This window comes from Micromonospora sp. SH-82, from assembly GCF_051132485.1.
In the GTDB taxonomy this organism is placed as follows: domain Bacteria; phylum Actinomycetota; class Actinomycetes; order Mycobacteriales; family Micromonosporaceae; genus Micromonospora.
In genome coordinates this window covers 3,413,537-3,433,585 of record NZ_CP148049.1, presented here as the reverse complement: position 1 = coordinate 3,433,585, position 20,049 = coordinate 3,413,537, and the positions used below count along the sequence as shown (strand labels likewise).

Here is a 20,049-nt window from a genome sequence, read left to right as displayed (position 1 = left end):
ACGGCACGGACGGTCGAGACGGACGGTCGGGCAGGGTAAGGACGACGAACGGCACAGGGTCGACGGTCGGGGGAACGACGGCACGGACGGTTCGTTCAGGGCAGGTGCGGCGAGGCGTGGCGACGTAACAGGTCGTGGAGCCGGGGCGCGAGGTGGCGGGCGTACGTGGCGGTCAGGTGGTGTGCGTCCCGGTAGACGAGCAGCCCGTCGATCACGGCAGGGCACTGTTCGGTGGGGCAGATCGCGGGGTTGACGTCGATCAGGTCCACGTCGGGCAGGGCGGCGGCGGCCCGCTCCTGGGGAAGTCCGACGGCGAGGGCCCGCTGTCGTGGTTGGGCGCAGGCGGTGAGCCGTTCCCGGTTGGCCGAGACGCACTCGGCCATGTCCCGCTGGAAGGCGGGGGTGTCCCGGATGACCACCAGGGGCAGTCCGGCCCGGGTCAGTTCCGACCAGGTCCGGGTCAACGCCGTGGTCTGGGCGTCAGTGGTGGCCGGTCCCGGCGGCGGGGTGCTCCCGGCTACCACCGGAACCTGCGTCACGCTGGAGACGATCACCATCCGGGGGCGGCGTTCACCGGTGAGCGCCGACCGGAGGTTGCGGTTCCACTGTGTGCAGCCGGGGTCGGTGCGTCCGGCGATGCTCGTCGGGGTCGCCAGGAAGGAGCAGGTGGTCTTGATGTAGGTGACCAGCCGCCAGCCGCGCTGGGCGGCGATGACCTGGAGGGCCGGCACCCAGTGCGCCGCGTGGGAGTCGCCGACCAGGGCCACCTCGACCGGCGAGTCGCGGTCGCCGTAGACGCAGCTGCGCAGGTGCGACTCCTGGGCCTGGGTGATGCAGTCGTCCCGGTAGACGTCGGGCAGGTCGTCTCGGGCGTGCAACGGGTCGGGCGTGATGCTGGGGTACCTGTCGACGGGGGCGGCGGGGTGCCCGCCTCCGGGTGCCCCGTCCACCGGGGCGGCACCGGCGGGTTGCGCCTGGTTCGCGGTGGGCGGGACCGACGGGGCCGGTGGGCGTACCGCCAGTTGCAGTCCGAGGCCGGCCGCGACGGTGAACCCGGTGGCGACCAGTCCCATCCGCAGGGTGCGGGCCTTCGAGAACTGCGCGTACCGGAAGGGGTTCTCCACCAGGAGGTGGGTCAGGACCGCCGGGATCGCGGAGGCGACGATCATCATCAGCCCGGCGGTGGTGCTCAGCGGACCCCACCGCGCCTGCGCCACCACCAGCAGCGGCCAGTGCCACAGGTACCACGAGTACGACACCACGCCCACTGCCCGCATCGGTCGCCATTCGAGCAGCCACGCCGGCCCGTACCGTCCGGCCCCGGGACCGGCCGCGATGATCGCGGCAGCGCCGAGGGTGGGCAGGAGCGCGACGTGGCCGGGGTACACCGCCGTCTCCGGTCGGATCAGGATCGCGGCGACGGCGACGGCGGCCACCCCGGCCCAGCCGAGCGCGACCGCCGCCGGGCGCGGCAGCCGGGACAGCTGTCCCGCCAGGATGGCCAGCGCACCTCCCAACGCCAGTTCCCACATCCGGGTCGTGGTGACCAGGTACGCCCGGGCGGGGTCGGCGTGGCTCAGATGGACCGACCAGGCCAGGGACGGGACGCCGACCAGGGCGATGGCGACCAGCACCGGGGCGGACGTCGGGTCGCCGAGCAGCGGCCTGCGGTGCCGCCCCGACGGGGTGGGCCGTCCCGTCCACACCGGTGTCACGGCGCCGGGTCGGAGGCGGACGGCGAACGTGACGGCGGCGAGCAGGAGCAGCGGCCAGAACAGGTAGAACTGCTCCTCCACGGCGAGGGACCAGAAGTGCTGGAGGATGCTCGGTGCCTCCTCGGCGCGCAGGTAGTCGGTGGACTGGTCGACCAGCCGCCAGTTCATCGCGTACACCGCGCTGGCCAGGGCGTCCCGGGCGGTCTCGGCCCAGCGGATCGGCGGCAGGTACAGGTAGGTCAGCAGGAGGCTGGCCACGACGACGACGGTGGCGGCCGGGAGCAGCCGCTTGGCCCGACGGACGTAGAAGGCGGTTATGGAGATCGTGCCGGTGCGGCGGATCTCGTCGACGAGGAGACCGGTGATCAGGAAACCGGAGATCACGAAGAAGACGTCCACGGCGACGAAGGCGCCGGGGAGGGCGGACACCCCGGCGTGCCCGACGAGGATCAGGACGAGCGCGAGTCCACGTAGTCCCTCGATGTCCGTGCGGAACCGGCCCGCCAGGATCAGCCCGTCACCGTCCGCTGGTCGCCTCATCTCCACCCCTTTCCTGGCGGAGCATAGGCGCGAAACGCGGATTGAGTAGGCTTTTGCCCCTTTTGGGCAGTGCACCACCTGTCAACACCCGGCAGCACAAAGTTGTCCCGATCCGATGGCAGCAGACCCGGCACCCCACGGCGTTGAGGGGGAGGAGTTCTCCCCTCGAACGCACAAGGAGTCACATCGATGGCATGGAACCGCAAGCGGGTCAGGGCGGGGGTGGCGGTCACCGCCGCCGTGACCGTCGCCCTCGGCGTCGGCATCGGCGCCGCCGGTGCGAGCGGCCGACAGCACTGGTGGGGAGGGGGAGAGAAGCAACCGGCACCGACGTCGAGCCCGACCTCCGAGGTCCCCTCGTCACCGGCGACACCGGCACCTGACGCGCCCCTGAGCGTTCCCCGGACAACAGCCCCGCCGTCACCGAGCGCGACACCGTCGCCGACCACGTCGGCCTCCGCCTCCCCGAGCGCGAAGCCCTCCGTCGCCCCGACGGCGTCCACCCGCGCCGCCACCCCGACCGCGACGTCACCGTCACCGTCGGCGACGAGGACCCGCACGACCACCGCCGCCGCCACGTGGACGCCCCCGCCCGGCAACGCGAGGTTCGACTACCAGATCGGCAGGCCGTACCCGCCGGCCTCCGGGGTCCGCGTGGTCAGCCGTGACATGGAGGCCAGCCCGGCCCCCGGGTTGTACAACATCTGCTACGTCAACGCCTTCCAGGCCCAGCCCGGTGCCGAGTCGTGGTGGAAGAACAACCACCCGGACCTGCTGCTGCGCGACGCCCGGGGCAACCTCGTCATCGACCAGGGCTGGAACGAGTTGATGTTCGACTACTCGACCGCTGCCAAACGGGCGGCGTTGACCAGGATCGTCGGCGGCTGGATCGACCAGTGCGCCCGCAAGGGGTTCAAGGCCATCGAGCCGGACAACCTGGACTCGTACATCCGCTCCAAGGGCCTGCTGACCCACGCCCAGGCCGTCGCGTACGCCGCGTCCCTGACCTCGTACGCCCACGGTAAGGGTCTCGCCGTGGCGCAGAAGAACCTCGCGGAGTTGACCACCGCCGAGGCGCGGCGGATCGGATTCGACTTCGCCATCGCCGAAGAGTGCGCCACCTGGAACGAGTGCGACGCCTACACCCGGACGTATGGTAACCGGGTGATCGTGATCGAGTACACCCAGAGCAGCTTCGACAAGGCCTGCCGCAGCCACGGCAGTACCCTCTCCATCGTGCTGCGCGACCTGAACGTCACCGCCCCCGGTTCGGGGTCGTACGTGTCGAAGGCCTGCTGAGCCGCTGACCGATCTCTCACGCCTCGGCGATCTCCGGTGACCCTCCCGGTCCCGGAGATCGCCGGCGGCCAGGCGAACAGGCCACGATGACCACCAACGAGTCGACGGACGTGAGGTCCCGCCACGCGGAGGACTTCGACGACTTCGTGCACGGACGCGGACGGGCGCTGCTCAGGTTCGCGTACGTGCTGTCCGGCGACGCGTACCTCGCCGAGGACATCGTGCAGGAGGTCCTGGCCCGGATGCACCGGAACTGGGACCGGATCACCGCGATGCACCACGCCGAGGCGTACGTGCGGACCGCGATCGTGCGGCAGTTCCTGTCCTGGCGGCGGCGACGGGCGTCCCGGGAGGCGATCCTCGCCGACGTGCCCGAACCGACCGGCCTCGACGAGCCCCAACACCGGGTGCTGGCCCGCGCCCACATGTGGCAGCTGCTGGCCGGGCTCCCCCGCGCCCAGCGGGCCGTGCTCGTCCTGCGGTTCTACTGCGACCTGCCGGACGACGAGATCGCCACACTGCTGGGCTGCGGAGAGTCGACGGTCCGGTCGCAGGCGTCACGCGCCCTCGCCCGGATGCGGACCGTGCTGAGTGAGAAAGGGGTGGACGGCAATGGATGACGTGGATCGGTTGCTCGCCGAGACGATGCACCGGGCTGTCGACGGCGCCCCCTCCGAGGCCGGGCTACTCCAGACGGTCCACGACCGGGCCCACCGGTACCGCAGACGTCGGGTCGTCACCCGACTGTCCGCCGTGGCGTTGGTCGTGGTCGTCGGCGTACCGGTGGCGGCGGTGATCACCACCCGACCGGATCCCGCTGTCGCGCCGCCGGTCGCCGTGCCCACGGTCTCCGCGTCGCCCTCGACCGAGGCCTCACCGTCACCGACTGTCGACCAGACACCGTCGAGCCGCCCGCCGTCGTCTCCGCGCTCGTCGCCGCCGTCGTCGCCCGCCACCGCCACCGCCGACCGCCGCGTGACCCTGGTCGACGGGTGGACGGCACCGACGTTCCCGTACACGCTGCCCGCCAAGGACGGGATGACCGCCCCCAGAGCCTCCATGGACGGCGGGAAGCCGATCGCCTTCTTCGAGGCCACCGAGCTGCGCCACCACGCCGACGTGACAGTCACCGTGTCGGGCGCGAGACCGACGTTCACCACCACCGCCACCGAACAACCGATGCGGGTACGCGGGAAGAACGGCACGTTCCGGACCGTCGACGTCTCGCCCGCGAAACAGCTCACCCTGTACTGGCGGGAGTCGTCGACCCGGTGGATCCAGTTGGCCACCGACGACACGTACACCCCGGAGCAGGTCGTGTCGATCGCCGACTCGCTCTCCCCCGCGTCGATCCGGGTGCTTCCCCCGTTCGACCTCGGCCTCAGCCCCGCCGGCCTGGTGGCCGACAGCGTCACCGCGTCCCGGATGACCTTCCGCACGCCGTCCTCGGCACCGGGAGACGCGGCGTTCCGCACCGTCCTGCGCGAACAGCGGCGACTCACCGGTGTCAACCGTAAGGTCAACGGAGACGACGCCGTGCTCACCCGTCGTGACGGCCGGGTCACGCTCACCATCGACGTCACCTACTGGGAGGCCACCCTGGAGGTGACCGTCGACGACGGCCTCACCATCAGCGACTCCGACCTGCTGCGGTACGCCGAGGGCGTGACCATCCTCAACCGCTCCAACCCGGAGTGAACCCCTCACCCCCGACCGTCGGCGGGTTCACCCCCGCCCGTCCGGCGTGGTCCGGTGCATCCCCGTCGACGGCGGGGTGGACCCGTCCAGCGCCGCACCGGCCAGCCGCCGGCCGAGCACCGGTGCCAACTTGAACAGGTTGTCGCCGTACACGGCCAGGACGCGGCCCCGACGCAGGACCCGGTAGCCGTCGTCGAGACCCGGGGTGGTCGTACAGTGCAGGACTTCGCGGACCCGCGGGTCGACGGCGGTGAGGTACCGCCGGACGTAGCCGGTGACGACCCGCCGGGACGCCTGGGTCGCGTGGTCGCGGCCCGCCTCCCACCGGACGTCGTCGCGGCCCACGTGCGCGCCGACCGCCCACTCCCCCGGGCCGCTGAGATGCTGGTACGTGTCCAGGCCGTCGGAGGACCTGCTGATCCAGCACTGGAACCGCTCGCGTTCCGACCCGCGTCGCAGCGCGAAGGTGAACCGCACGTGGTGGTTCAGGTCCGGGGGTGTGTAGATGCCCACCTGGGCCGCCAACCCCGAGGTCGCCGCGCCGGCGCAGACGACAGCGGCGTCGAACACCTCCGCCGAGGTGCTGCTGCGCACCAGCACACCCCGGGCCGTCTCCTCGACGGCGAAGACGGTGGCCTCGCGGACCGCCGAGGAGGTCACGGACCGCAGGTACGCGCCGACCCGGGCGGCCCGCACCACCCCGCCGGCGTGGTCGACGACTGACTGGGCCGGGATCTCGCCGGCGGGCAGCCGCAACAACGGCGAGGTCGGCCCGACGACGCTGTGCCGGGCACCGGCGGCGGCCATCGCCGCCGCCCAGGCGCTGACGTCCGGGCCGCTGACCACCGTCTCGGTGTCGTCGATCAGCTCTTCGGCGGCATCCCGGGACCAGGCGTCGTACATCCGGCGGGACCTGATCGCCAGGTCCACCAGTTCGGCATCGGTGTGCGCGAGCCTGAAGATCCGCGAGCCGCCGACGGAACGCTCCCCCATCGGCCGACCCCTGTCGTAACAGACCACGTCGGCACCCTGCCCGAGCAGGGCGACAGCGGTGGACAGACCCACCACACCCGCGCCGACTACCGCCACCCTCATCCGCCGCCTCCGTCGCCGCCGTCGACCCTGCACAGTGCCAGGTCCCCGGCCTCGACACCGCAGGGTCCCCCGGACGCCCACATGCTGACGCTTTCGCCGACCCGACGCAGGTACGCGGCGTCGGCAACCGGACGGACCCCGGACTCGACGTCGCGAGCAGGGTCCGCCCGGTCCCGTGTCACACCGAAGTCGACCCGAACCGTCCTACCGTCGGGACGGGGTTCAGGCCGAGGCGGTCACTGGTCGACGACCGACCGGCGGTCACAGGCCGATGGCCGCCTGGGGTCCGGCGTGGGTACGCAGCAGGTCCGGCACCTGGGCGGCCGGGTGCAGGGCGTAGGGGTAGAAGCTCGACGGGTCGAAGGCCGAGCCGCCGGACTCCCGTCGTCCGCTGCTGTCGACCACGACGTTGCCGCTCTGCCGCAGCTGCGCCCCCGAGTCCCGGTAGTAGGGGTTGGTGACCCGTTCGAAGTAGCTGTTCTCCAACACCATCCTGGTGGCGCCCCGGGAGTTGTTCCCGGAGCGGGCGTTCTGGAGGTAGTTGTTGTAGAGGTGGGCGTAGGCCACGTTGTCGGTGCTGGGCACCCGGGAGTTGACGTCCCGGAACCAGTTGTGGTGGATGGTCATCCGAGCGGTGACGTTCTCGGTCCACCCGATCCCGAAGGTCTTGTTCGCCTCGGAGATGATGTTCCAGGACACGGTCAGGTTGGTGGTGTCCTTCCGGCTGTCGATCGCCCCGTCGTTCATCCGGGTGATGTGGTTGTGGTCGATCCAGATCCGGTTGGCGGTGTCCATCTGGATGCCGTCGTAGTCGAAGTCCTTGTCGTCAGGGTCGTCCGAGGCCACCCGGGTGTCCCGGATGGTCAGGTTCCGGATGATGACGTTGCTGGTGCCGCTGCCCAGGAAGAACCCGCCGTTGACGATCTGGCCGTTGCGGCCCACCCCGACGATGGTCTTGTCGGACCGGACGGAGATCTCCTTGCCGTACGGGCTGATGGTGATGGCCCGGTCGATCCGGATGACGTGGGCGGCGCTGGCCGTGGCGTACCGCTCCAGGTCGGCCTGGTTGGTGACGGTGACGGTGGTGCCGCCCGCTCCCCCGGTGGTCCCGGCGGCACCGGCGAACCCGTCCGGGGTGCTGGAGTACGGCACCCCCGGCCCGGGGGTCGGTGGCGGGGTGGTCGGATTCGGTGGCGGGGTGGTCGGGGTCGGCGGGGTGGTGGCGGGTCCGGTGGTGGGGGCCACCGATCCCGTGCAGGTGGTGCCGTTGAGGGTGAAGGTGCTCGGGGCGGGGTTGGTGGAGTTGTTCCAGGACCCGTTGAACCCCACCTCGATGGTGGCGTTGGTGGGGATGGCGGCGTTGTAGTCGACGTTCGTGGCGACGACGGCACCGCGGGTGGGGGCGGCGGTGAACCCCCAGGCCTGGGTGACGGCCTGACCGGCGGGGAAGGACCAGCCCAGTCGCCACCCGTCGATCGCGTCGCCCAGGTTCTTGACGGTGATCGTGGCGGTGAAGCCGCCCTGCCACTGCCCGGTCACCCGGTAGCCCACCTGGCAACCCGCTGCCGCCTGGGCGGACACCGCCGTGACGACGCCCGCCGTGACCATCGCCGCGGTGCAGGCGGCGAGCGTCGCCGCCGTCAGACGTCGTCGTCGCAAACCGGTACTCATCTGGACCTCCTCGGACCCGTTCGGTGTGGGGACGGGACGGGGTCCCCCCGGGACACCCGTCGACACCGCAGACGGATCCCCGGCCGGTTCGTTACCGGAAATCGGTGGGGAATTCTCCGCGCGACGGCCGGGGGTCACGGGTCGGACATCCGCGCCCCGACCTCCTCGCGGGAGTCCAGGTAGTCGGTGGGCGGCAGACCGCCGTCGGCCGGGCGGTCCCCTTCGGCCCCGGTCGGATCGGTCGAGCGCAACGTCGACCTGGCCGCGTCCCACGAGTTGTCGGCGGCGGTGACGCCGGGGCCCACCCTGGTCTCCCGTTCGTTGTCGACGGCCAGGTTCGCTCGGGCGTCGCCGTTGGCGGCGGAGAGGTCGAATCCGGCCCCGCCGTTGTCGACGGCGGTGTTACGGACCAGGTCGAGCCGCCCCCGGTTGGCCTCGGCCCCGAACCCGTGCCCACGGTTGCCCCACGCCGCGTTGTCCCGGAGCCGGTGCCCCGACCGTTGGGTCTCCGGTCCCCCACCGAGGGAGAAGCCGTACCCGTTGCTGGCCCAGTCCGCGATCCCCCACCGGTCCTGGCCGTTGCCGAAGGCCCAGTTGCCCTCGACGGTCAGCGGACTGTCGAAGTCACCGAAGTCGAAGCCGTCGTCGGCGTTGTGGAAGGCCCGGTTGCCCCGGATGACGTTGCCCTCGCCGGACCCGAACTTCACCCCCAGCCCGATCCCGACGCTACCGCTGTCGTCCGGGTCGTGGTTGCCGAAGAAGTCGTTGTCGAGCACCCGGTTGCCGATGGTGCCGGGGTCGCGTAGGAGCAGCCCCGACCGGGCGTTGTCGTGCATGGACAACCGCCGGAAGGTGGTGTGTGTGCAGGCGGTGCAGACCCACGCGTGGCTGCGGGAACCCCGGACCGTGAGGTCCTGCACCGTCCAGAAGTCGGTCCGCTGGGTGACCGCCCACTGTCCGTCGGGCACCCCACCGGCGTCCAGGACGACCCGCTCCCGGCGGTGGGGTCGCAGCGTGATCGGCCGGTCGGCGGTGCCGCTGGTGGTGATCCGCACCGGCCGGGTGAGGCGGTAGGTCCCCCCTCGCAGCACGATCGTCTGGCCGGGCCGGACGACGTCGGCCGCGCGGTTCAGGGTGGCGAAGGGCCGCCCCGGGCTCCCGTCACCGTCGTCGCTGCCGTCGGTGGCCACGTGGACCTCGGTGCTGCGGGCCGCCGCCGAGGTGCTCGGGGTCGGCCCGCCGGTGGCGGGCCCCGGATCCGGGGGTCCCGTCGCCGACGGAGACGGGGTGACCGGTGCGGCCACCACCGGGTCGGCCGGCCTGTCGACCGGCGCCGACCAGACCGCCAGGGCCAGGACGCCGGCCACCACCACGGCGGCGACAGCGACCTCGGCGCTGCGGCGGTTCAGGGCCGTACGGATGCCGTCCGCCCAGGACACCGGCACCCCGGGTACGCCGAGGTGCGTGTCGACCGCCGCCCGTACGGCCGCCGCGACACCCACCGAGACCGGTAGGGCCACCACCCCGTAGACCAGGTGCTCCAGCGGGACCAGCCCTCGGCCGAAGTGGGTGCACCCCCGGCAGTCGCGGACGTGCCGGGTCAGACGTTTGCGCCACAGCGGCGACGGGCTGCCGTCCCACCGTCGGGTCAGGGCGGCCAACTCCGGGCACCGGGGGCGGTGGTGCAGCGCCGCGACGACGGCCCGGAGCGAGTCGAGGCGGGTACGCAGCCGGTGCAGCCGGACGGCGGCGGTGGCCTCCGACACCCCCCACGCGGCCGCCAGCTCCGTGCGGCTCACCCCGCCGGTGACCTGCTGCCACCAGAGTGCGAGGCAGGCGCGGTCGTCGGCGTCGAGCCAGTGGGCCGCCGCCGCGAACCGCTGACGCTGTTCGTGGAGCACGACCTCCGACACGGTACGTTCGGCCAGGTCACCGGGGTCGGGAAGATGGTCTTCGCCGGGTCGGAGAGGGACGTCGTGGCGTGTCGCGCGCCAGTGGTCCCGGATCTGCCGATAGGTGATCGACACCAGCCACGACCGGAACCGGTCGGGTTCACGCAGCTCCGGCAGGCCCCGGATGACCCGTACCATGCACTCCTGCACCACGTCGTCGACGTCGCCCCGGCCGTCGAGCGCCCGCCCGACGAGGTTGTACACCAGCGGCAGGTGTGTCTCGACCAGCTCTGCGACAGCGGCGCGGTCCCCCGCACGGGCCGCCTCCACCAGCGTCGAGGCGACGGTCTCGTCTCCGGAACCACCGTTTCGCACCGCCGTGTTCTCCCCCGTGCCCGGCCTCCGGCGAGATGACGGGTCGTGCCGCCCGCCGAATTCACCGATCGACGCCCGTCGACATGAAATGTTCACATACCGGAAACGGCCTGTAAAGATCAGCCGGGCGGGCACGACGGACGGACGGCCCGATCATCCGGGCGGGATCGCCCACGACGGCGGGTTCCGATGGCACTGGCCATCATGGACTAAGTTCGGGGCCTGCCATTCGGCGACGGTCGCAAGAAAGGCGGCAGCAGGGTGGGCACGCAGGGGCAGGAGTCCGGTTCCACGGGCGGGACAGCCGTGAAGATAGCTGTCATTTCTGCGATTTCGGTGGCGCTCACTGCGGTCGCCACGATCGTCGCGGGGCAGATGAACGCCGCAGCCGTCAGGTATCAGGCGGATCGTCAGAGCCAACCCGTCGCGTCGCCCGAGGTGGCCGCTCCCACGCAGGAGACGGACCCGCCGACGCCCAGGACGGTTCCCACGCTGGGGGGCGTTCCCACCGGCGGGTCGGTGTCGGGAGCGGCACCGAGATTCCCGTCGGCCTTCGACGGCTCCTGGAGAGGCGTCCTCCGGGAACCCGGTGGCGCTTCGTGGACACTTCGGGCCAGCATTCGCGCCGGCACCGGCAAGGCCGACGTCGAGTATCCCGGTTTCTGCGTCGGCACCTGGTCGGTCACCGCCGTGAATGGGACCACCGTTCACGTGCGAGAGAAGATCACCAAGAGCGTGCAGTTCTGCGACGACCCCTCGACCGTGGTCTTGACGCCGCAGGCCGACGGAAACCTCCACCTGCGCTACATTCCGCACGTCGGGACCTATCAGGCGGAGGCGACCCTCCGCCCGCAGGAGTGAGGACCCGTTCGGCGACGGCGGCGGATCGTGCGCAGGGGTGTCGCTAGGACGCCTGACGGATGGGCAGGTCGGCCCGCCAGACGTCGGCCAGGTCACTCAGGGAGACGTCGAGGGCCTGACTCAGGCAGACCACGGTGCCGAAGGCGGGAGCGGGGAGCCGACCCGCCTCGATCTTGCGCAACGTCTCGGGGGAGATACCGGCAGCCAGCGCCACCTCGACGAGGCTGCGACCGGCCCGCGCCGCCCGGAGGGCGACTCCGAGGCGCTGGCCCGCTGCGATCTGTTCGGCGGTGAGTGGTTGGCGAACCATTCCCGCAGGATACCCCCGCGAAGCGGACGACCCCTCGTGGTATAAAAATCCCGGTATAGAAATACCAGGAGAGGGAGGCTGTCGTGATCGAGCTCAAGTCCGCCGAGGAGATCGGCCGGATGGCGGTGACCGGCCGGTTCGTCGGCGAACTCCTCGCCGAGCTGGGCGACGTCGCCGCGGTCGGCGTCAACCTGATGGACCTCGAACACCACGCCCGACGGCGGATCGCCGAACGCGGCGCCGAGTCCTGCTACTGGGAGTACGCCCCGTCGTTCGGCCGCGGCCCGTTCCGTAACGTGCTGTGCCTGTCGGTCAACGACGCGGTCCTGCACGGCCTCCCGCACGACTACCTGCTGCGCGACGGCGACCTGCTCAGCATCGACATGGCGGTGAGCATCGACGGGTGGGTCGCCGACTCGGCCCGTTCCGTCGTCGTGGGCACCCCGGACCCCGACGACCTGAGGCTGATCGAGGCGACCGAGGTCGCCCTGGAGGCCGCCATCACCGCCGCCCAGCCGGGTGGCCGCCTCGGCGACGTCTCGGCGGCGATCGGTGAGGTCGCCCGCTCCTACGGGTACGGCGTCAACGGCGAGTTCGGCGGCCACGGCATCGGGCGCACCATGCACGAGGCTCCGCACGTCTCCAACGACGGGCGCGCCCGCCGGGGCATGAAGCTCGTCCCGGGCCTCACCATCGCCATCGAGCCCTGGTTCTGCCACTCCACCGACAAGATCGTGTTCGACGAGGACGGCTGGACGATCCGCTCGGCCGACGGGTCCCGTACGGCCCACTCGGAACACACCGTCGCCATCACCCCGTCCGGCCCCCAGGTCCTGACCCGGCGCCCCGCCGCCGACGGGAGTGCCGCCGCCTGACCCACCCCCGCCACCCACATGGTTGCCACCTTGGAAAGCATCTCGTATGCTTTCCAGCATGGAAAGTATCGAGCCGACGCCGAACCGCCACCAGGCAGCCGCCGACCTCGACGCCGTCGCCGCCGCCCAGCACGCGGTCCGGAACCGCCCCTGGCCGCGCTGGATCTACCCCGCCAACGCCCTGCTGCTCGGCGCGATGGCGCTGACCCCGCTTCTGGAATCGGCCAGGCTCGGAGCCTGGATCACCCTCGGCATCGCCGTGTTCGCCCTCAACTACTGGGCAGGACACCAGATCGGCACACCGTTCGCGATCCCCACCAGCCGTGGCTTCCTCGCCGCCGTCGCCCTGTCGGCCGTCTTCCTCGCCACGGCGATGATCGCCGGTGACGCCGACGCGACGTGGCTGGTCGTGGCCTGCGCGGCGGGGACCTCGATCAGCTACACGATCGGTTCGGTGCTGCACCACCGGAGCACCCGCGGATGACCGGGGAACTGGACCCGATCATCCACCCCACCCACCGGCTGAAGATCTGCGCCATGCTCGCCACGGCGACGACGGTGGAGATGTCTGTCGTCAAGGACACCCTCGGCCTGACCGCCTCCGCGTTGAGCAAACAGGTCGCCGCGCTCGTCGACGCCGGATACGTCACCCAGGAACGTTCCCAGATCGACTCCCGTCGCATCTGGCTGACGCTGACCCGGGAGGGCAAGAGGGCGTACCGCGACCACGTCACGGCCCTCCAGGCCATCGTCGCCGACTCGATGCGTACCGCCTGAGCGCCGAACGCAGGCTCGGCGCCCGCCGGGGAGGACCCGGCGGGCGCGCGTCCTCCCGGTCAGCTGAGCGGTTCGATCCAGATGTTGCGGAACTGGACGGGGTTCTGGTGGTCCTGCAACCGGATCGACCCGGTGGCCGGCCCCTCGGGGATGTTCCCTCCGGTCGGGCCGGTGACGGCCACGTCGTCGTGGACCCGGGTCCCGTTCCAGTCCACTGTCACCCGGGCGTTCTCGACCTTCGCCCCGGCGGCGTCGTACCGGGCGGCCCGGTACTCGATCTCGTAGGTCTGCCAGGTCCCCGGTGGGGTCGCCGCGTTCACGTCGGGAGCCTTCTGCAGGTAGACGGCCCCGGCCTCGTTGGTGTCCAGGGTCGGGTCCCCGTACGAGTCCAGGATCTGGATCTCGTAGCGCTCCTGGAGGTAGACACCGCTGTTGCCCCGGTTCTGCCCGGTCACCTCCGGCGGGAGCACCGGCACCTTGAACTCCACGTGCAGCCGGAAGTCGCCGAAGGCCTGACGGGTCCGCAGGTCACCGCCGCTCACCTGCATGGCGCCGCCCTCGACCCGGGTCCAGGAGGCGGATCGGCCGTCGGTGTGCTGCCACTCGGCGAGGCTCCCCCCGTCGAACAGGACGATCCGCTCCCCGGGGCGTCGGACCGTGACCAGGTCCAGGTTGACGTGGCCGGTGTCGCCGGTGTCCACCCGGTACTCGACGGTGTTGACCCCCTTGCGCAGGGTGAGGCGTTCGGTCCGGGTCGCCCACTCCTTCCAGGTGACGGTGCTGGGCAGCACCGTCTGGCGGACCTTGCGGCCGTTGACGTGGATGCTGAGGGTCTTGTCGCCGACGAACGGGTTCGGGCCGTTGCTGTAGCGCAGCCCGACCTCGTACTCCCCGGCGGCGCTCACCTCGGGGTGGACGGTCGTCGAGGCGTTCAGGCTGCCGTACCCGTCGACGAAACCGACTCCGGAGAAGCCGGCGTGCTCGGTGTCGACGGCCGCGCCGCCCTGCCGTCGACCCTCCTCGGCCTCGTAGAACACCCGGTCCGACTGGGGGCCGGGGATCGCGTTGAGGGTGTACCAGGCCTCCGTGCTCCACAGCTGCTCACCGTTGGAGGCGGTGAAGGAGCGGGGGGAGCGCAGGTGGACCACCCGGTCCCGCTGGAGCCCCTCGACGGTCAGGGTGACCCTGGTGCGGTCGTCGGAGACCTTGACGCCGGAGACGGTGAGGGTCTCCTGGTCCACCTTCGGACCCCCGTAGGTCGGGGTCGGGGCGTAGCGCCACTGCTCGACCCGGTACCGCTGGGCGATGTCCTGGATGGTGTCGGTCGACAGCGGCCTGGTGTACTCGATCGTGAAGCCGTCCCGGGTGGCGCTCATCGACTTCATGTCGAAGGTCCGTTTCCCGTTCGGGGAAAGCTTCTGCAGGCCGTACTGGAGCTTGCCGGGCTGACCCCAGTTGCCGCCCGCGCCCAGCCCACCGACGTAGATGTCGCCGTCCGGGCCGAGGGAGACCCGGTTCACCCCGGCCTCCAGGCCCTGGGTGTGCCGGAACACCGCGCCCTGGTACTGCCCGTGGACCTTCTCCAGGTACGCCCGCTGCAACCCGCCGTAGGTCACGTCCCCGATCAGGAGCTGCCCCCGGTACGGGCCCTTCTTCAGCATGACCGGGGTGCTCGGGGAGTTGGCGATCTCGTTCTGCGGCAGCCAGAGCACCGGGCGGGTCACCGGGTTGGCGTCGAAGCGTCCGACCGGGTTGGTGTAGTGGTTGTAGAAGCGGTCCGGCTCGATCTGGACGAGCTTCGAGGCGGGCAGGTACCCGCCCTGGTTGTCGGTGACGAAGAGGGCGTTCTCCGGCCCCCAGCCGAGACCGTTGGGGGTGCGCAGGCCCCCGGCGACGTAGCTGACCTTCCCGGTCCGCCGGTTCACCACCACGCTGGTGCCCCGGTCGGGGGCCGGCTGCGGGTCGGTGGTCGCCCCGCCCTGGTTGATGGCGACCGACAGGTTCAGGTAGAAGTTCCCGCCCTTGTACAGCAGACCGAAGGCGAACTCGTGGAAGTTCCCCCCGTACGGCCAGGTGGCGATCGTCCGGTGCTCGTCGGCGACCTCGTCGCCGTCGGTGTCCCGCAGCTCGGTGAGTTCGTGCTTCTGCGCCACGTAGACGGTGCCGTCGACGACGGCGACCCCCATCGGTTCGATGAGCCCACCTGCCACCTTGTGGTAGGTGACGTCGTCCGGGCCGGTGGCACCGGTCACCCCGTCGAGGATGTACACCTCACCGGTGCGTGCTCCGCTGCCGCCCCAGGTGCTGACCACGAGCCGACCGTCGTCGGTCCAGGCCATCCCCGAGACCTGCGGGGTGAACCCCTCGGGCCGCAGGCCGGTCAGGGTGTAGTCGGGGTGCACCGAGTCCAGGGGCAGGCCGTCCCCGGGTGAGTCGTCGACCCCCTGGCAGGCCTTGAAGCCGGGGGCGGTGACCCGGACCACCCCGGCGTCGGTGCTCAGCGCCGAGGTCGGTACGACCACGAAGCCGCTCGCCCCCGGGGGCTGCCAGGAGAGGGTGAGCTGCTGTCCGCTGCCCGCCTCGAAGTGCTCGATCCAGAGGGTGTGCGGGCCCTCGGTCAGGGTGACGGTGCCGTCCTTGGCGGTGGGACCGTGCAGCCCGTCGTGGTCGATCACGAGGGCCCCGTCGATGTGCAGCCGGGAGCCGTCGTCGCTGGTGAGGCGGAAGGTGTAGCTACCGGCGGCCGGGATGTGCAGGTTGGCGTGCACGTGGGCGACGAAGTTGTCGGCCAGTCCGAAGTCGGCGGTGCTCGTCCAGTCGACGACCGGCATCAGCTTGTCGACGTTCGGGGTCTGCCCGGGCTTGAGGGTGCAGATCTCGCGCAGCGGCACGCGGACGTCGTAGCTGCGCAGGGTCACCCCCGGCTCCTGGGGCGGCAGGTCCGCCGCCCGGGCCGGGTCGGGTGACGGTGCTACGGCGGCGAGCCCGAGGACCAGTGCGGCACCGAGCACGGTGCCGAGGCGGCGGACTCGTGGGGAACCGAGGAGCATTCCCGTTCTCCCTTCGACGATGCGCCGAGACGCGTCGTCCCAGCGGGGACGGAGCTGGGCAGCGGAGGTGGGAGTCTCGGCGACTGGGAGAATCATCGGCCACATTCATCGCAAAATCTAGATCTTTCGACATCATGGCCGGAACTTCCGTCGATCCGAACGGAAGGTCGCCCGCTTCGCCCGGGGATGCCGGCGTATAGGAGGCATGGTGAGCTACCGCACGATTACCCCCATCGGTGAACCCCAGGGTGTCGGTCGGAGTAAAGGGGACCGACCGCACGAGAACCTCCGGTGGATGCTCCACCGGCCACGAAGATGGAGACCCCGTGGACTACCTGAATCGCGACCCGCTCACCGAGATCCGGACATACTGCGACGCCGCCGTGGTGCGGAATTACGTCGATGTCCTGGACGAGACCAGCCAGCAGATTCTGGCACTGGACCCCACAGTGACCGACAGCCTCACGACCATCCGGCGCACCGCTCTCGACCTCGCACGCCACCAGTCCATCGCGGATGCCGCTGCAGAAGGTCAGGGCTACGGATATCACGAGGAGACCTACCGCGACAGAAACAACCGGCTCGTCGAATCAGCTTTCGTCAACGAGGGACACCAGATCTTCCCCTACACCTGGACCGGCGCCGGTCTGCACGGCCAGGCGAACATCGTGTCAGCCACGGCGCACTACCTGTACGATTCGGGACGGACCATGATGCAGTGGCGAGAGGATCAACTCCGGTCGCTACACGCACGCAACCGTCATCCCGAGAAGGACGCTTTCGCAGACGCCCGGAATCGCGGCCTGGCCAGCTCCGAACGCCTGCTCAGAGAGGCCACCACGGCGAACCACCAGGCATTCAGACAACTGTCCACGGCGGTCAGGACCGCCTCCGAGGGCATCCAGTACCTCAATGCCACGATGGCCGCACAGGCAAACAACAACTACCTTCCACAGGGTCCCGGCTCCGGTCCGGGTGGTCCCTCGATGGGCTATCAGGGGTGGAACACCGGCGCGTCGGCGGGTCAGGCCCGCGGGCGCTGACCGGCCCGGCCACACACGGTGACGACGGGCGGGGAGGACCGTCACAACGGCTCTTCCCGCCCGTAGACGGGCACCGACCGGATCAGGGGCTGGTGAGGGTGAGCACCGGCGCACCCACCGTTCCTCACCGAGGAAGCCCGATCAGGTCGTACGCCCGGTCCGTAGCTCAGCGAAGTGTCTGCGCGCCGATGACGGAGAGGACCTGGAGCTTCTCGTAGCTCTCACTGCCGGGGACAGCCGTGTAGACCAGCAGTGCGTGCGCCTGCCCCGGGTCGACGAGCTGCTGACAGTTCAGTTCCAGCTCGCCGACCTCGGGGTGGACGAAGTGTTTGACCTCGCGGGGGTGTACCCCGATCTCGTGGTCCTCCCACACCCGCCGGAACTCCTCGCTCCCGGCCAGCAACAGCTCGGCCAGGTGCGCGGCGCGGGAGCCGGGTCCCCGCAGGGTGACCTTCTCACGCAGCCCCGACGCCCACATCCGGCTGAGGAAGGCGTGGTCTCGCGGCGCGTAGAGCCGACGGGTGGCGGGGTCGGTGAACCACCGGTATCCGGCGCTTCGGGCCGGGCCGGTGTGCCGCGTGTTGTCCCCGGTGAGGGCCACCCCCATCGGGGACTGCCGCAACGTCTCACCGAGTTCGGTGACGATCTCGGCCGGGGTGTCGTCCAGGCGGTCGAGCACCCGGAGCAGTCCGGGACTGATGTGCTCGGTGGCGGCTCCCCGGGGTGGCGGTGTGTGCCCGGCGAGCCGGAACAGGTGGTCCCGCTCGTCGATCGACATGTGCAGCCCCTGCGCTATGGAGGAGAGCATCCCCTGGGACGGCTGAGGGCCGCGTTCCCGCTCGATCCGGGAGTAGTAGTCGACGGACATGTGGCACAACGACGCGACCTCCTCGCGCCGCAGCCCGTCGGTCCTGCGACGTCGCCCACGCGGCAACCCCACGTCCTCCGGTTGCAGCGCCGCACGCCGGTTACGAAGAAACTGTGCCAACCCGGTGCGATCGATCACGACGCCCTCCCTTCGATGTACTGCCCCGGTTCTACAGTCCGCAGGAGACCGTAGCCACGCCCCGTCGATCCCCCCGTCCGGGCACAGGGGGATCCGGTGAGCCTGGGATCGACAGGGCGTGGCTACCACCGGCGCTCCGGTCGACCATCGACGGCGTACCCCGAGGAACCGAACGACCCAGGGAGCGCAAGCCGTGTCACGTACTCCGTTCGACGTCACCGTCCCCGACCTCACCGGCAGGCGAGCCGTCGTCACCGGCGCCAGCGACGGGATGGGCCTGGGGATGGCGGCCCGGCTGGCCGCAGCCGGCGCCGAGGTCGTCCTGCCCGTCAGAAACCGCGCCAAGGGTGAGGCCGCCGTCGCCAGGATCCGGCAGACCACGCCCGACGCCGACGTCTCACTGCGCAGCCTCGACCTGTCCAGCCTGGACTCGGTAGCGGCCCTGGCCGACACCCTCCGTGGTGAGGGCAACCCGATCCATATCCTGATCAACAACGCGGGGGTGATGCGGCCACCGGACCGGCAGACCACCGCCGACGGATTCGAACTCCAGTTCGGGACCAACCACCTCGGCCACTTCGCCCTCGTCGCCCGACTGCTCCCACTGCTGCGCGCCGGCAACGCCCGGGTGACCTCCCAGGTCAGCATCGCCGCCCGCCGAGGACGGATCAACTGGGACGACCTCAACTGGGAGCGGTCGTACGACGGGATGCGCGCCTACAGCCAGTCGAAGATCGCGTTCGGGCTCTTCGGCCTGGAACTGGAACGCCGCAGCGCCGCACACGGCTGGGGCGTCACCAGCAACCTCTCCCACCCCGGGGTGGCCCCCACCAGCCTGCTGGCCGCCCGCCCCGAGCTGGGCCGCAGCCGGGACACCCCGGCGTACCGGCTGATCCGGGCGCTGTCCGAGCGCCGGATCCTGCTGGGCACCGTGGAGACCGCGAAGCTTCCCGCGCTGATGGCGGCGACCGACCCCACCGCCAGGCCCGGCGTCCTCTACGGCCCCGGTGGACCGGGCAACCTCGGCGGTCGGCCCGCCGAGCAGCGGACCTACCCGCCGCTGCGCAGCGTCGAGGAGGCCCGGCGGGTCTGGCAGGTCTCCGAGCAGCTCACCGGGACCGCCTTCGTCCCCGCCTGAACACCGGCTCCGACGGCGGTCGGTGCCGGCGGCGGCACTGTGGCGGGACCTCCTAGACTCCGCGAGGTGAGAGAGCTGTACGTCGTCACGCACCCGGAAGCGACCCACCACGTCGACGGACTGGTCGGCGGCTGGTACGACTCGGACCTCACCGACCGGGGCGCGGCCCACGCCGAACGGATCGCGGCGGCGCTGGCCGGTCGGCTGTCGGAGGCGGGCGTCGTCGACGTCTTCTCCTCCGACCTGCTCCGCGCCCGCCGGACGGCGGAGATCCTCGGACAGCGGCTCGGGGTGGGGGTGGTGCTCGACCCCGACCTTCGGGAGAAGTCGTACGGCGAGGCGGGAGGACGTCCGCAGGCGTGGCTCGACGAACGGTTCGTCCCGCCCCCCGCCGTCGGTGAGCGGATGCGCCACGACGAGGGGATACCCGGTGCCGAGACGAAATGGGAGTTGGCGGTACGGACGTACGCGGCGGTGCACCGCATCCTCCGGTCGGAGGCGGTGCACCAGGTCGTGGTGACCCACGGGGGAACCGCCACCTTCGTCCTGGCGGCGTGGATCGGCATGCCTGTCGACGCGGCGGGGTCGGTGGGTTGCCGCTTCACCCCCGGAGGGATCACCGTGCTGCGCGAGGACGACCACTTCCACAACCGGTGGATCGTCCGCCTCGACGATGTCGACCACCTGCGGTGACGTCCCGCCGA

17 protein-coding genes are annotated in these 20,049 nt (G+C 71.0%); 10 read left to right on the top strand and 7 right to left on the bottom strand.

Going from position 1 to position 20,049, the window contains the following annotated elements; genetic code table 11:
- Positions 1-95: 95 nt before the first annotated feature.
- Entirely contained in the window at positions 96-2,255 is a 2,160-nt protein-coding gene (locus WHN02_RS15745; protein WP_434739497.1) for an acyltransferase family protein, read from the bottom strand.
- Between the two features lie 189 nt (positions 2,256-2,444).
- On the opposite strand from WHN02_RS15745, the gene WHN02_RS15740 reads away from it, so the two are divergent.
- The 3 genes from WHN02_RS15740 to WHN02_RS15730 all read left to right on the top strand — a co-directional run bounded on the left by WHN02_RS15740 (position 2,445) and on the right by WHN02_RS15730 (position 5,252).
- Complete coding sequence (locus WHN02_RS15740; RefSeq protein ID WP_434739496.1) at positions 2,445-3,554, top strand: endo alpha-1,4 polygalactosaminidase; 1,110 nt, start codon at positions 2,445-2,447, stop codon at positions 3,552-3,554.
- A gap of 86 nt (positions 3,555-3,640) precedes the next feature.
- Positions 3,641-4,174: a SigE family RNA polymerase sigma factor gene (locus WHN02_RS15735; protein ID WP_434739495.1), complete on the top strand. Its 534-nt coding sequence runs from the start codon at positions 3,641-3,643 to the stop codon at positions 4,172-4,174.
- Positions 4,167-5,252: a hypothetical protein gene (locus WHN02_RS15730; RefSeq protein ID WP_434739494.1), complete on the top strand. Its 1,086-nt coding sequence runs from the start codon at positions 4,167-4,169 to the stop codon at positions 5,250-5,252. Before WHN02_RS15735 ends, WHN02_RS15730 begins: the two co-directional genes overlap by 8 nt.
- A gap of 27 nt (positions 5,253-5,279) precedes the next feature.
- On the opposite strand, the gene WHN02_RS15725 is transcribed toward WHN02_RS15730, so the two are convergent.
- The 3 genes from WHN02_RS15725 to WHN02_RS15715 form a co-directional block, all read right to left on the bottom strand.
- Positions 5,280-6,347 carry an FAD-dependent oxidoreductase gene (locus WHN02_RS15725; protein WP_434739493.1) on the bottom strand — a complete coding sequence of 356 codons (1,068 nt, stop codon included), beginning with the start codon at positions 6,345-6,347 and terminating at the stop codon, positions 5,280-5,282.
- Positions 6,348-6,608: 261 nt separating this feature from the next.
- Positions 6,609-8,018: a cellulose binding domain-containing protein gene (locus WHN02_RS15720; RefSeq protein WP_434739492.1), complete on the bottom strand. Its 1,410-nt coding sequence runs from the start codon at positions 8,016-8,018 to the stop codon at positions 6,609-6,611.
- Positions 8,019-8,152: 134 nt separating this feature from the next.
- Positions 8,153-10,285 (bottom strand): sigma-70 family RNA polymerase sigma factor, encoded by a 2,133-nt coding sequence (locus WHN02_RS15715; protein WP_434739491.1) that lies wholly within the window; start codon positions 10,283-10,285, stop codon positions 8,153-8,155.
- A gap of 261 nt (positions 10,286-10,546) precedes the next feature.
- On the opposite strand from WHN02_RS15715, the gene WHN02_RS15710 reads away from it, so the two are divergent.
- On the top strand, positions 10,547-11,146 hold the full coding sequence (locus WHN02_RS15710; RefSeq protein WP_434739490.1) for a hypothetical protein: 600 nt from the start codon (positions 10,547-10,549) through the stop codon (positions 11,144-11,146).
- Between the two features lie 43 nt (positions 11,147-11,189).
- On the opposite strand, the gene WHN02_RS15705 is transcribed toward WHN02_RS15710, so the two are convergent.
- Complete coding sequence (locus WHN02_RS15705) at positions 11,190-11,456, bottom strand: helix-turn-helix domain-containing protein (protein WP_350897477.1); 267 nt, start codon at positions 11,454-11,456, stop codon at positions 11,190-11,192.
- An 83-nt stretch (positions 11,457-11,539) separates the two neighbouring features.
- Here WHN02_RS15705 and map point away from each other — a divergent pair, with 83 nt between their 5' ends.
- The 3 genes from map to WHN02_RS15690 are packed head-to-tail and all read left to right on the top strand — an operon-like array spanning position 11,540 to position 13,108.
- Entirely contained in the window at positions 11,540-12,331 is a 792-nt protein-coding gene (map, locus tag WHN02_RS15700) for a type I methionyl aminopeptidase (protein WP_434739489.1), read from the top strand.
- Positions 12,332-12,389: 58 nt separating this feature from the next.
- Positions 12,390-12,815, top strand: a complete 426-nt coding sequence (locus WHN02_RS15695) for a hypothetical protein (RefSeq protein WP_434739488.1) — start codon at positions 12,390-12,392, stop codon at positions 12,813-12,815.
- Entirely contained in the window at positions 12,812-13,108 is a 297-nt protein-coding gene (locus tag WHN02_RS15690) for a transcriptional regulator (RefSeq protein WP_434739487.1), read from the top strand. Before WHN02_RS15695 ends, WHN02_RS15690 begins: the two co-directional genes overlap by 4 nt.
- Positions 13,109-13,167: 59 nt before the next feature.
- Here the strand turns inward: WHN02_RS15690 and WHN02_RS15685 are convergent, their stop codons facing one another.
- Positions 13,168-16,158 (bottom strand): family 16 glycoside hydrolase, encoded by a 2,991-nt coding sequence (locus WHN02_RS15685; RefSeq protein ID WP_434739486.1) that lies wholly within the window; start codon positions 16,156-16,158, stop codon positions 13,168-13,170.
- Between the two features lie 326 nt (positions 16,159-16,484).
- Here WHN02_RS15685 and WHN02_RS15680 point away from each other — a divergent pair, with 326 nt between their 5' ends.
- Positions 16,485-17,201, top strand: a complete 717-nt coding sequence (locus WHN02_RS15680; protein ID WP_434739485.1) for a hypothetical protein — start codon at positions 16,485-16,487, stop codon at positions 17,199-17,201.
- 166 nt (positions 17,202-17,367) lie between these two features.
- Here the strand turns inward: WHN02_RS15680 and WHN02_RS15675 are convergent, their stop codons facing one another.
- Complete coding sequence (locus WHN02_RS15675; protein ID WP_434739484.1) at positions 17,368-18,207, bottom strand: helix-turn-helix transcriptional regulator; 840 nt, start codon at positions 18,205-18,207, stop codon at positions 17,368-17,370.
- A gap of 193 nt (positions 18,208-18,400) precedes the next feature.
- Between WHN02_RS15675 and WHN02_RS15670 the strand changes: the two genes are divergently transcribed.
- Both WHN02_RS15670 and WHN02_RS15665 read left to right on the top strand, forming a co-directional pair.
- Positions 18,401-19,345 carry an SDR family oxidoreductase gene (locus WHN02_RS15670; protein WP_434739483.1) on the top strand — a complete coding sequence of 315 codons (945 nt, stop codon included), beginning with the start codon at positions 18,401-18,403 and terminating at the stop codon, positions 19,343-19,345.
- Between the two features lie 66 nt (positions 19,346-19,411).
- Positions 19,412-20,038, top strand: coding sequence for a histidine phosphatase family protein (locus WHN02_RS15665; RefSeq protein WP_434739482.1), 627 nt, complete (start codon positions 19,412-19,414; stop codon positions 20,036-20,038).
- Positions 20,039-20,049 lie beyond the last annotated feature (11 nt).